Here is a 12,140-nt window from a genome sequence, read left to right as displayed (position 1 = left end):
ATGGAGTTCCTTACCGACGCCACTCTAAAATTTTTTCAAAAAGTCTCTTTACCAGTGGGGTCAGTTTTTCACGATTATAGGCGTCCCCGCATTGGCGGATCGCTTCTGCGGCAGTCGGGTAGGGGTGGATGACTGAAGCCAGTTGCCCCAACCCCATTTTGCCGCGCATAGCGACAGAGATCTCGCTGATCATATCCCCGGCATGACTGCCGACAATGGTTGCCCCCAGGATGGTACCCTTTCCCCTGGCCACATGGATCTTGACAAACCCCTTGCCTTCACCGTCCACTATCGTGCGGTCAACATCTGAAAACTCACGAGTGAATGTAGAAAACGCTATTTTTTTATCCTTGAGTTCATTTTCATAGTACCCAACATGCGCAATCTCAGGATCGGTATAGGTGCACCATGGCACCAGCAGGTCGGTCACCTTGTCACGCCCAAAAAAGAGCGCATTTTTGATAACCATCCTGGCCATGAAGTCAGCCATATGGGTAAACTGATATTTCGAGGCCACATCTCCCACCGCATAGACGTCGGGATTAGAGGACTGTAGTTTTTCGTTAACCAGCACACCCCTGCGCTCATCGAATTCGACCCCCGCCTGCTCAAGTCCAAGCCCAACGACGGAGGGTTTTCTGCCGGCAGCCACCAACAGTGCATCGAATTCGTACCTTGAATCCCCATCAAGGATAATCAGGAGGCCCCCTTCTGTACTCTCCTCGATCCTGTCAAAAACTGTGTTAAAGACGAACCTGACGCCATCTTTTTGTAAGGAATCGTGTATAATCCCGGCAGCATCCGGGTCCTCACGAGGGAGGATTTTCTCATCGATGGTAAAAACCGTTACTTCCGAACCAAACTGCCGAAATGCCTGGGCAAGCTCCATACCTATAGGGCCCGCACCGATCACCCCAAGCCGTTCAGGCAACTCGGTGAGGTTAAAAACAGAATCATTGGTCAGGTAAGGAACATCTAATAAACCCGGTATATTGGGGACTGCAGCTGTCCCCCCGGTGGCCACCACCGCTTTTTTAAAGTTAAGGGTTTTACCATTGACCTCCACACTGTTTCGGCCGCTAAATCGAGCCCGGCCGATGAACACATCAACACCAAGCTCCCCTGAGAAACGGTGTGCCGAATCGACAGGAGATATCTGTGCCCTGAGCCGGCGCATTCTCTCCATCACAAAACCGAAATCAACAGAAACATCGCCGGTTATTTGCACCCCGTATTGTGCAGCCTTTCGGACAGCAGAGGCAGCCTTTGCAGACTTCAGCAGCGCCTTTGAAGGAACACAACCTACATTAAGGCAATCGCCACCCAGCAAATGGGATTCCACCAGGGCGGTCCGCGCACCAACACCCGCAGCGCCGGCAGCAGAGACCAGTCCCCCCGCCCCGGCACCGATAACAACCAGGTTATACATGTCTTGTGGTTCCGGGTCTGTCCACTCTTTCGGGTGCACATTGTTCAACAGCTTTACGTTATGTTCATCGAGCGGGAAAACACCTCTTTCCTCATGCCCGCTGCCTGCTTCCTTCTTGTTGGCAAATTCAGACGCATTCCTTGCTGGGTCATGAATTTCATCTATCTTTGTGCTGTTCATATATGTCTCCCGACTGTTTCTCAACCCCTGATTCCTGCCTTTACTGTATTCTATCCATCATAAGTCACTCCGCAATGAAGAGGTCGTTCACGGTTCCAGTGCTTCTATGAGAGATGAGAGTCATAGGTGTTGAGATTTATTCCCATAACTTGAGACATTAGCTGTTTTTTTTCGCTACTAACTTCCAATAGTTAGCCTCTGGCAATCCCGCTATTAGTCAGGCATCTTCCTTAAATAATTACATAATTCTTATTATTTTAATTGAATCAGAGAATCGATTGCTGTACAAATACCGTTGTATTCCTTGTATATAAACCCCCACCGCTACTACTACCAGACAGGATTTTACTGAATTTTCATATTTGAGTCAGGATACTATGGGTCTCGCAATTAGATGTAACTACTCGCGCATGAGAGTATTCCTCCTGGTCTCCGTCCTCGTGGGAATCACCCTTTGTATTCTACAAAATCTATATATTTTCAACAGGTTTGACAGTCTCCTCCTGTCTCTTAATCCGGATACATCCTATGATCAACTGCCACTGCTCGTCATGGTACTCATCATCATGTTCCACACCTTTCTTCCAGGTATTATTATCCTTGAGGAGGGTGTGGTTAAGGGTATAGCCTTAACGGTTGTTATCTGGTTTTTTTATGCAGTATTAATACACACCTACGCCACAGGTTTCTCATTTTACATCCCCCTGATTGCCCCAATCCTCGGCTGTGTCATTTCCATAATCAGGGTTCTGGCCTGGGAATACACCTATCTCATGCAGGAAAAAGACGGTATTCGTAAGACTTTTGGCTGCTTTGTTGAACCCAAGGTAGCCGAATTTGTTCTCAGCAACCCGGATATCATCAATCAGGACGGACAGCGCACGACTGCCACAATCATGTTCGCGGATCTTCGAGGTTTTACAAAACTCTGTGAAAACCTTGACCCTGAGCAGGTCATCACCATTCTGCGTGACTGCTTTGGCAAACTCATTTCTATCGCCAAGAATAATGGCGGAACAGTCGACAAGCTGATAGGTGACTGCATGATGGTCGTATGGGGCAACCCGGTGCCCATGGATAACCATGCTGAAAAAGCAGTTGAAGCTGCTATTGAGATGCAGACTATGATGCTGAGCCTGAAACGGAAATGGCAAAACCGCCTGGGTGTAGAAATAGTGATGGGTATCGGGATCGCAACAGACGAAGTGGTCGCCGGTACTCTGGGATCAGAGGATTTCTGCGATTACACCGTATTGGGTACCGGTGTTAACCTCGCTGCCGGACTCGAGGCCACCTGTCCGGGAGATATGATTTATGTTTCAGAGAAGACCTATCAACGGCTCTCTAACTCATTCTCCTTTGTCGAATCAAAAAAAGTGAAAGTGAAGAATAACGGTGGATTTGCCACAGCATACCAGGTATTGCTGTAGGCTTTGACTCCCCCCCCTGCACAGGCCTGTGTCGAAAGGTCGGGCAGCACCCAGTCAGCCATTCCTCAATGGGGAAATTATGAGGGAACGAAGACACCACAACTTCCCGCCCCTCCGACACAGAACCTTTCCTGAATTTCTTCAAAATCGCGGAACTGCCAATATTAGTTTGCGTCAAGGAAGGCGTGATCTTCGGTAACCAGCTCAAGCTCTCCGTTTACCTGTACCCACAGTCGGTTAAATTGATCCGTAAATGTCTTTGCCAACTTCCTGCCTGCCGGTATACCACCCATCGGTTTCGTCACGATAAAGCCCTTCCCCATTTCTTGATACCGTAACGGTTCACTTTCTCGAATTCTTCGCTTTTCCATTGATTTCATAGATATACCACCAATTAATAACAGATAGACATCCTATTCAGGTTAAAAAATCGCCGGTAAAGCGGAACATTCTCCCCCGACCCTCCGGACCAATTCTCAGACCTTTTATTAAGCACTATTCATTCCATCTTTACAGGCAGTTACACATCAACCATCTCACCTTCAGTATACGACGCAAATACGTTTAGTTACTAAACTACTTAACAATTCACACGGTAACTCAAAATCACCAATCACTTGCTTTCCTGGAAAATGCGTGTAAACTTCATTTACACATCGGTGCTTTATTGTCTTATATATCTCATCTATTTTTACATTTACCACCCGATATTACATTGAATTTAACTAAATTTTCAGGGCCACCCTCTACCATGGGTAACCTGTCTACAATATTACCAACATGACGCTACAACCAACACCTCCTCCGTCCTCTACTGACCTTGATTTACTCCGAAAAAGACTGGCTCATGTTACCGGGTTCTGGTCTGAAGACAATTACAAGGCGTCTGTCATCTTTTATACCCGCATCCTGCCTCGCCTCATGGATGTGGAACGGTGCACTATTTTCGTCATGGAGATGGGCAGTAAACGGATTTGTTCAATGTTCGGTACCGGGCTCTCTGAAATGCAGATTGAACCTCCCATGGAAGGTTCCGTGGTCGGCCAAACAATCTCCACGAGAGCAGGTGCAATTATAAACGACCTCAGTGACAAAGGCGGTTTTCACAACTTTACCGCTGAACAGACCGGTTTTACCTGCAGGAATATGATCTGCGCCCCAATCCTCGGCACCACCGACGACAACACCTACGGCGCTGTTCAGCTTCTCAACAAGATCGACGGAGACGACTTCACCAGCCAGGACCTGGAACAGCTTGAAGAAATTGCCCATTTCCTGTCGATATCTATCGAATCAATTGTACTCAACAAGGAAATTCTTCATATCGCCGATACTCTCGACAAGGAAGTCGGCAGACTTGAACAGAACTCTATACGCGGTAAGAAAGTAATCGCCGAGAGCCCCGCGATGCTGGAGGTGCTGGAACTTGTCAATGTGGTCAGCTCCACTCCGATAAATGTTATGCTGCTTGGAGAGAACGGCACGGGCAAGGATCTCATTGCCCGCATGATCCATGAAAAAGGAGAACGTCGGGAGAAGCCGTTTATCCCCGTCAACTGCGCCTGTATTCCCGAAAATTTAGTTGAAAGTGAATTTTTCGGCCACGAAAAAGGAGCCTTTACCGGTGCTGATGCAAGCCGCAAAGGGAGATTTGAAGATTCGAGTGGCGGCACCCTGTTTCTTGATGAAGTCGGTGAAATGGTCCGCACCGTGCAACCAAAATTTCTTCGCGCCATAGAAGAGCAGGAAGGCTCACGACTTGGAAGTTCAAAAACTATCTCCTACGACCTGCGCATCATCAGCGCCACAAACAAAGACCTGGCCGCAGAAGTCAAAAACGGTAATTTTCGCGAAGACCTCTTCTTCCGGCTGTTTTCCGTTGAAATAGTCATTCCGCCTTTACGCAAACGAAAAGAAGATATCCTGCCACTCTCCCTCTATTTCCTGGAGCAGATCAACAGCAGGTTCAACAAGAATGTTTCCGGATTTTCCGCTGAGACCCTGGACCTGTTCGAGCGCTATTCCTGGCCCGGTAATGTACGCCAGCTATTACGCGAAATAGAGCGGTTGGTCGCCCTGACACCTGATAACGAGGTTGTCTCTGTCCAGCAGTGCTCAAAAAGCCTGGTCGATTTTCATAACCGCACCAGAAAAGATGATAGCGACAGCCCATCCCTGTCTATCCCTGAACAGGTCGCACGGCTGGAGAAAGACCTCATAGCCAAAGCACTTATGAAAACCGGTGGTAATAAGTCCCAGGCGGCGCGCCTTCTCAACCTCACCAGGCAGGGACTGGCCCAGAAGATGAAACGGTATAGTATTTAATGACCAATCACCCTGAAAAGTTGCTGATCTTCCAACTTCTCAGTTGTATCCAACGTCATTGAATTTTCCCTTTTCCTTGGTACCCTGCGATCAGATATTTCTTTTTGGAGTCACGGTGAAGGTCCTCGCCTGTTCACGAGTGAGTTGCATCCTGGTATTGACACCCCAGCCAGAACCTTCCAGGATCGTGCTCAGGTCACGGCGCGACAATTTACAATAGGTGGAAATCCCTACAGGAAAGGTAATAAGAAGAGCAGCTGCAGCCACAGCAGTCAGGACCACTCCCAGGCTCAAGCCGGCAAGAGTCTGAGTAATGAATGCAAAAGAAGACCCAAGCGCCGCTGCGGCAATACCACCTCCGGCAAGCCAGCTTCCTGTCGAACCATCCTTTGCTTTTTTCTCTTTTTTGAAATCTCCTCCTTTCAGCACTTTCTCTTCGGTTTTGGTTGAAAACTCCTCAAGCCTTGCGAGTATACTCCTGCCAATGCGGACAAAAGGGTCAGCCATGGCCTCTCCCACACTGATAGGATTTTCAACCAGGTCGACCACCCTGGCATGCATTTCCCGGCCACTGATATCGTTGAATATTCCCCATTTCCCTTTGTGAATATTACCCCGTGTACCGGAAGTGACAGGTACCGCGATCTCATATTCTTTTTTTCCGTCTGCGCCAAATAGATCGAGATACATGACAAAAATGTTGCCCATTTTGGTCGTCTCAATATGCTGCTCATGATCCGTCACCCTCATAGCCAGGGTAAACAGCCTGCCATCCATCACAAGCGTTCCCATCTCGAAAAGGGCTCTGCTTGCCGGGTCATATAGTTGAGGAAAACTCACAAAGCTGTTCGTCAGCGGCAACAATAAACCCTGATACAGTATCAGCCGCTCCAGTTCCACCAGATTCTCGAGAATGATTGATGTCTCAAAACTCCCATCAATCAACTCCTCCATGCTTTTCTTAAAAGCCGGATTCGTCACATACTCCTCGATAATTTGAGACGTGAGACCATCAACCTGCACGTCCGGTTTTTTTGACAGCCAGGAAACATACGGCTCAAAATAATCTTTCAAAGTCCTAAAAGCCTGCCGGTCGATAGTCCGCACGTCCTCTCCCAGCAAAGGGGAAACCACTTTTTCTGTAAACTCAGTAAGGACGGTTCGAAAATAGGGGTTTCCCTCGACAGTCAGATCGAGCACACCATCATCGTTAAGCAATGTAAGCGGAGCATTCTCCAGATAACTTTCCGCCTCACGAATGTCGATCAATTTAAGGGCCACATTGGCTTCCGGGGTTTCAAGAGCCTTTACAAGCAATTCAGGGTTGAGCCTTTTAATATCACAGAGTAGGAAAAACTGGGTCAGCTTCTTAGACAGTTGGTCCAATAACGCCCATGCTTCAGAGGTTTTTTTACCGAGTGGAAGTATTCGACTCGGTTCCCCGGAGCCTATCTTTCCCGCCTCTCTTCGCCATTTGTAGAAGGCGGCACACTGGTCCAGAAAATTGTCCAGCCTGTCACGATTCACACCGGCCTTACCGCATGGGTGCTCAACCCCACCGACGGTATCCAGCACATCCTGGATAAATTTGATTTCCTCGTCGTTTCGAGCCGCCTCAACCAAAACGATCCCCGCCTGATCAAGTCCGCCACTCAGTACTTCTTCTTTTATTTTTCGAACATCATTCAAAGATATTTGGTCACCACCTTTCCCCAAACGGGCCAACACTTTAGAGGCAGAACCGTAGATTTGCTTACCAGGTTCGTCACCCCTCGCAATTCCCTTTAATTTCAGGGTCAGGTTATTCGGCAAAATCTGTTCATGGTCCTGATGGTACTTAAACAGGAAACGTATAGCGTCTTTGATCTCCTCAGGACGAATGCGGCCGTCATCATCCGAATCCAGGAGTTTCAGGAACGTTGTATCACAGTTGATCGTTGACACCGGCCCGGTTACAGCTACCCAATGTGCCTCATCCAGGTCAAGAACGTCCTGCAGTCCTTCACTTCCTGTAATTTGCAGGTGAAAAGCATCCCCAATCTGTAGAAATGACGCCATGATTCCTCCCATAAAGTTAGTTGGATAGCTGGTAATAAGTGTACATCAAATTGTCAGGATATCAAAGAGAAACAAAAAAGGGGGGACCATCACCCAATGATCTCCCCTGCGCTACTCTTTGTTTCCGGCATGAGTGTTACGGCGCGACCGTCGCATACGACTCAAATTCACCGTTCTCGGTAATACGGATAATGACCGCACTCTTGGAAGGATCTCCACTGCTGTTCATGTTGAGGGTTCCGGAAACACCCTCATAGGCTTTTATGGTCGACAGCTGTTTCGAGACATCCTGCCGGGCCACAAACAGGTTTTTATCAATATGATCCAGCTTGGCAGCAGCCGTAAGAAGGAGATTGGCCGCATCGTAACCAAGCGCGGAATAGCCGTCCGGCAGCTGATTGTATTTTGCCTTATATCTCTCTATAAAAGCCTTTGCCTTACCTTCCGCGCCCAAGGCACCGAAATGAGCACTGAAATACAACCCTTTACAGAGATCGCCGCACTGTTCCATCAGGTCGGAAGATTCCCAGGCATCTCCTCCCATCACCGGCTTATCCCAACCTGCAGCCCTGATCTGCTTGAGTATAGAGGGAAGCTCATTTGAGTACTGCGGCAAAAACAATACATCTGCCTCGGAAGCCATGATGTTTTTCATATTTGCCGATACATCAGAATAGTCCGACTCAAAGCCTTCATAGGCAACGACAGCCCCGGCACCGTGCTCTTTCTCAAAGGATTTCTTAAAAAACTCTGCGAGACCTTTGGGGTATGCATTCTCCGAATCAAAAAGCACCGCCGCTCTGGCAGCGTTGAATTCCTTGGTTGCAAACCGGGCCATCACCTCGCCCTGGAAGTCATCGAGAAAACAGGCCCTGAAAACAAACGGCCTGTTGGTGGTTGTTTTTGGATTTGTAGAGGTCGGGGAAATCATCGGCGCCTTAAAGGACTGGGCAATCCCACCCACAGGAATAGCCCTGGAACTTGAATTCGGACCAACAATGCCCAGCACTTTCTCTTTACTGATAAGCTGCAGGGCGCCGCTTACCGCTTTTTCCAGACCGGTATTATTATCGGCATAAACAAACTTGAGCGGGTAACGGGTTCCACCGATTTCCAGCCCCCCTTCTGCGTTGACTTCCTCCTTGAGCAATTCTGCTCCCATTTTGGTACTGATTCCTGCTGCCTCCCGGGCACCGCTTAATGACAGGTTCAAGCCGATAACGATCTCAGTAGACGCCTGCACCGTTGTTATTGCTCCAAACAGAAGCATAACAAGCACAAATAGAGGTTTAAAAAAACTAATTCGAGAATTCATTGTTCATCTCCATCGATAGGGTTCATTACACGACACCATTTCGTAGTGTAATAAGAAATATAGTATCAACCCCTCATTGAGAGGTTCAAAAACCGGGGACAATAAACCTTATCAACAACAGGATCGCAATCGAATTAGTATGGCCTATCAATAACTTACCGTATATTTATCAGCCGTATTATTGAATATTCCCACTCATGGATCGGGAAACACTGAGAAAATCAATCATGGTTAAAAAATGAAGAGAAGTTGAAAAAGAACGGCATAAAAGGTATAAATAGAATTGAAACCCATTTTTCATAAACGAAAAAACGATATCGGAAGAACATTGCGCCAATCCTGCACAAATGGAAACTTTTACATCAATACTTGAAGGACTTTGGAACGGAGTTGTCGTCTCCGGCGTGATTACAATCTGTGTGATCCTGGCCCGAAGCGCATCGGCACTTTTCCTGGTTTGAGCCATGTTCAGCTGACAAGACATCAACGGCGGCACTCAGGTTACCTTTCGGCAGGCAGGCTGCTTCAGCCTTACCGCCTTTTTTTGAGCCACTCTCGAAATTCAGGATACTCCCTGGCGAAATTCGCTTTTACAACCTCCCAGTAGTTAATACCGTCTTGTTGCTCTGAGATCCATTCCGCCATCTCCTGCATCGCCGGAACTTTTAAATATTGAGTCCCTGAAAGCATCAAATCCTTCATATCTGTTTCCGGCCAAGAATCAACAGGGGCTGCATACGGCTCCCCTTCACCGCGCGTAAGCCACTGCCTGTTACAGCCAAAATAGCCGAGAAGCATGGTCACATCCATTTCAGATGGTTCGAGACTGTTTGTCACCCAACCATCATAAGTGTCCTGCTCAACAGACAACTGGAGAAACATCTCCGCTTCTGAAATGGAGTTGATGGCCATCAACCGCAACAACCTGCCACCAAATTCCTGCAAATCCTTTTCCTGCATTTTTCACCACTGGCCTTTATGTCTTTCAATATATCAAACTATCGAAGAAGACGATCAATTCGAATCAAAAACCGTCACTATTTCAGAGACCTTTCACTTTAAATGATGTCATCCCGGATGTAAAGAAGACCTCATCAATGACCAATGACCATATCAGGGCACTGGTACGCCTTCTGAAATTGGCTATCTTTTGCTACAATACAATTAGGTGGTTTCGGACAGAAACCCGGTAACCTTTAATCTCACAGGAGACAGCATGATCCTGCCGAGGCAAAATTCATTTACCACGCCCGTTGTCCTCCGCATAGCACTGCCCGCTCTTTTCACCGTAATCCTCTTTGTAACAGCCATCTTTGTAATCATTCTCCCAACCCTTGAAAATAGTCTGCTGACCCGTAAAAAAGAAATGATCCGCGAACTGACCGAGTCGGCCTGGTCAATTCTCGACACCCACAACGACCTGTACCTGAAAGGAACAATATCCCTTGAACAGGCAAAGACAGAGGCAATCGAGCATGTCAAAATGCTGCGTTACGGACCGGAACGCAAAGATTATTTCTGGATCAACGATATGCATCCGAACATGATCATGCACCCCTATCGCACTGACCTGAACGGTCAGGATATCAGTAATTTTATGGATCCGAACGGCAAAAGACTGTTTGTGGAATTTGTCCGTGTGGTTGAAAAATCCGGTGAAGGTTATGTCGATTACATGTGGCAATGGAAAGATGATGCGGATCGTATCGTACCAAAGATTTCCTTTGTAAAAGGGTACAAGCCATGGGGCTGGATAATCGGCTCGGGACTCTACATCAATGATGTAAAGCAGGAAATCGCCGCAATCAGGGGTAAGCTCTCTACAATTTCCACTATCATTCTGATCATTGTGGTTCTGTCGGCAGCATATATCATCTACCTGACCATCCGGACAGACCGTTTGAGAAAAAGAATATGGGATGAACGAACCGCCCTGCTCAGTGCTCTGGAGATAAGCGAGGAACAGTATCGCTCCATGGTTGAATGCAGCAACGACTGGATATGGGAGATGGACGCTGATGGACGGTACACCTTCACCAGCCCCAGGATCAAGCATATCCTCGGAATCCCGCCTAAGGAATTACTGGGCAAAAGTCTTGTCGACCTCATGGTGACCGGGGAACAGGAACAGGCCGGCAAACTATTCAGGGAAACCCTCAAAGCCATGGAACCTTTTACTTCATTTGAATCGATATGCCGCCACCGGAATGGCCGTTCGGTAGTTATCGAAAACAACGGTGTGCCTTTTTTTGATAAAAACGGCACACTTCTCGGGTTCCGGGGTATAGCCAGGGATATTTCCAGACGTAAACAATCCGAGGAAGAGTTGTGGAAAAGCCACAGCAGACTGTACAAAAACCTGGAAGAAACCGTCAAGTCCCTCGCACTTACAGCAGAAAAGCGTGATCCGTATACAGCCGGTCACCAGCAACGGGTGGAGCGGCTGGCTACAGCCATCGCCAAGGAGCTTGGACTCCCGGAAGGCCAGCTCGAAGGTCTGCACTTTGCCGCCTTACTTCACGATATCGGCAAAATCTCCCTGCCTTCGGAATACCTGGCCAAACCAACAGCACTCACTGCTGATGAGCGAACAATCATCCGTTGTCACACCGAAGCAGGTCACGACATCCTCAAGAATATACACTTCCCTCAACCGGTGGCCGAGATCGTCCTTCAGCATCACGAACTGTTAGACGGCTCCGGGTACCCAAGGGGCTTAAAAGATGAAGAGATATTACTGGAAGCAAAAATCATTACCGTGGCCGATGTGGTGGAAGCCATGTCCTCCCACCGCCCCTACCGTCCGGCACTCGGAATCGAAGCCGCCCTGGATGAAATTCGCAGTGGCCGTGGCACCATATACCATCCGCAAAGTGTCGATGCCTGTCTGTACTTGATAGAGGAAAAGGGCGTGAGGCTGGAGCCGGTTTGATAACGCCAGAAATGAGAATCATTATAAGCTTTCTCTGTATTCCCGGAATGATCACACCCACCCGGGCGTGAACGAGACTTCTCTTTTTCACTCCTTAATGGTTCTGGAGATCTGTTACCTGCAGTAGCAAATGTACCCGATCACGATCAATACCCTGTAAATCAGCGCTCTCCCTTAACCTGTTTAAAAATAGGTGAGAGAGACCGTGCCCAATCCCGCGCGCCGGTAAAGAGAAGATAGACGGCAAGAAAGCTCAAAGGCATAATTTCCAGGTCGGCAGACAGCATGATCAGGAACATCCCTATCGTGAATCGAAAGAGCCATCTCATACTTCAATGGTACTGACCTGGAGAAACATGTCAACCTATTCAATAGAGCTACTTCAATTACAAACAAATTGACACACCGTCACTATTTTTTGATAGACAGCCCAAACGGTGATAGTATTGAGCGGGTTATTGAGGAAACACT

General features: G+C 47.9%; 9 protein-coding genes. 3 read left to right on the top strand and 6 right to left on the bottom strand.

Going from position 1 to position 12,140, the window contains the following annotated elements:
- Positions 1-10 precede the first annotated feature (10 nt).
- Entirely contained in the window at positions 11-1,609 is a 1,599-nt protein-coding gene (locus GA520_RS24770) for a mercuric reductase (RefSeq protein WP_163336086.1), read from the bottom strand.
- 410 nt (positions 1,610-2,019) lie between these two features.
- Here GA520_RS24770 and GA520_RS24765 point away from each other — a divergent pair, with 410 nt between their 5' ends.
- A complete protein-coding gene (locus GA520_RS24765; RefSeq protein WP_304511270.1) occupies positions 2,020-3,039 on the top strand; it encodes an adenylate/guanylate cyclase domain-containing protein in 1,020 nt (339 codons plus the stop codon).
- A gap of 164 nt (positions 3,040-3,203) precedes the next feature.
- Here the strand turns inward: GA520_RS24765 and GA520_RS24760 are convergent, their stop codons facing one another.
- Positions 3,204-3,419, bottom strand: a complete 216-nt coding sequence (locus GA520_RS24760; RefSeq protein WP_163336084.1) for a hypothetical protein — start codon at positions 3,417-3,419, stop codon at positions 3,204-3,206.
- A 400-nt stretch (positions 3,420-3,819) separates the two neighbouring features.
- On the opposite strand from GA520_RS24760, the gene GA520_RS24755 reads away from it, so the two are divergent.
- A complete protein-coding gene (locus tag GA520_RS24755; RefSeq protein WP_163336083.1) occupies positions 3,820-5,364 on the top strand; it encodes a sigma-54-dependent Fis family transcriptional regulator in 1,545 nt (514 codons plus the stop codon).
- Positions 5,365-5,454: 90 nt separating this feature from the next.
- Here GA520_RS24755 and GA520_RS24750 read toward each other — a convergent pair whose 3' ends face one another.
- The 3 genes from GA520_RS24750 to GA520_RS24740 form a co-directional block, all read right to left on the bottom strand.
- Positions 5,455-7,422, bottom strand: a complete 1,968-nt coding sequence (locus GA520_RS24750) for a hypothetical protein (RefSeq protein ID WP_163336082.1) — start codon at positions 7,420-7,422, stop codon at positions 5,455-5,457.
- Between the two features lie 136 nt (positions 7,423-7,558).
- Positions 7,559-8,737, bottom strand: coding sequence for an ABC transporter substrate-binding protein (locus GA520_RS24745; protein WP_163336081.1), 1,179 nt, complete (start codon positions 8,735-8,737; stop codon positions 7,559-7,561).
- A 531-nt stretch (positions 8,738-9,268) separates the two neighbouring features.
- Complete coding sequence (locus tag GA520_RS24740) at positions 9,269-9,697, bottom strand: hypothetical protein (RefSeq protein WP_163336080.1); 429 nt, start codon at positions 9,695-9,697, stop codon at positions 9,269-9,271.
- Between the two features lie 256 nt (positions 9,698-9,953).
- Here GA520_RS24740 and GA520_RS24735 point away from each other — a divergent pair, with 256 nt between their 5' ends.
- Positions 9,954-11,669 (top strand): HD domain-containing phosphohydrolase, encoded by a 1,716-nt coding sequence (locus tag GA520_RS24735; RefSeq protein WP_163336079.1) that lies wholly within the window; start codon positions 9,954-9,956, stop codon positions 11,667-11,669.
- Positions 11,670-11,830: 161 nt separating this feature from the next.
- On the opposite strand, the gene GA520_RS24730 is transcribed toward GA520_RS24735, so the two are convergent.
- Entirely contained in the window at positions 11,831-11,998 is a 168-nt protein-coding gene (locus tag GA520_RS24730) for a hypothetical protein (protein WP_163336078.1), read from the bottom strand.
- Positions 11,999-12,140: the final 142 nt, after the last annotated feature.

The sequence above is a fragment of the Desulfopila sp. IMCC35008 genome (assembly GCF_010646885.2).
Taxonomy (GTDB): Bacteria; Desulfobacterota; Desulfobulbia; order Desulfobulbales; family Desulfocapsaceae; genus Desulfopila.
Note: the sequence above shows the minus strand (reverse complement) of the source record. Positions and strands in the feature narration are given on the sequence as shown.

What these genes read in the sequence shown, in the direction of transcription:
- GA520_RS24740 (WP_163336080.1), bottom strand. Translation starts at nt 9,697, where the DNA reads ATGCAGGAAAAGGATTTGCAGGAATTTGGTGGCAGGTTGTTGCGGTTG.
- GA520_RS24730 (WP_163336078.1), bottom strand. Translation starts at nt 11,998, where the DNA reads ATGAGATGGCTCTTTCGATTCACGATAGGGATGTTCCTGATCATGCTG.
- GA520_RS24755 (WP_163336083.1), top strand. Translation starts at nt 3,820, where the DNA reads ATGACGCTACAACCAACACCTCCTCCGTCCTCTACTGACCTTGATTTA.
- GA520_RS24760 (WP_163336084.1), bottom strand. Translation starts at nt 3,419, where the DNA reads ATGAAATCAATGGAAAAGCGAAGAATTCGAGAAAGTGAACCGTTACGG.
- GA520_RS24770 (WP_163336086.1), bottom strand. Translation starts at nt 1,609, where the DNA reads ATGAACAGCACAAAGATAGATGAAATTCATGACCCAGCAAGGAATGCG.
- GA520_RS24735 (WP_163336079.1), top strand. Translation starts at nt 9,954, where the DNA reads ATGATCCTGCCGAGGCAAAATTCATTTACCACGCCCGTTGTCCTCCGC.
- GA520_RS24750 (WP_163336082.1), bottom strand. Translation starts at nt 7,422, where the DNA reads ATGGCGTCATTTCTACAGATTGGGGATGCTTTTCACCTGCAAATTACA.
- GA520_RS24765 (WP_304511270.1), top strand. Translation starts at nt 2,020, where the DNA reads ATGAGAGTATTCCTCCTGGTCTCCGTCCTCGTGGGAATCACCCTTTGT.
- GA520_RS24745 (WP_163336081.1), bottom strand. Translation starts at nt 8,737, where the DNA reads ATGAATTCTCGAATTAGTTTTTTTAAACCTCTATTTGTGCTTGTTATG.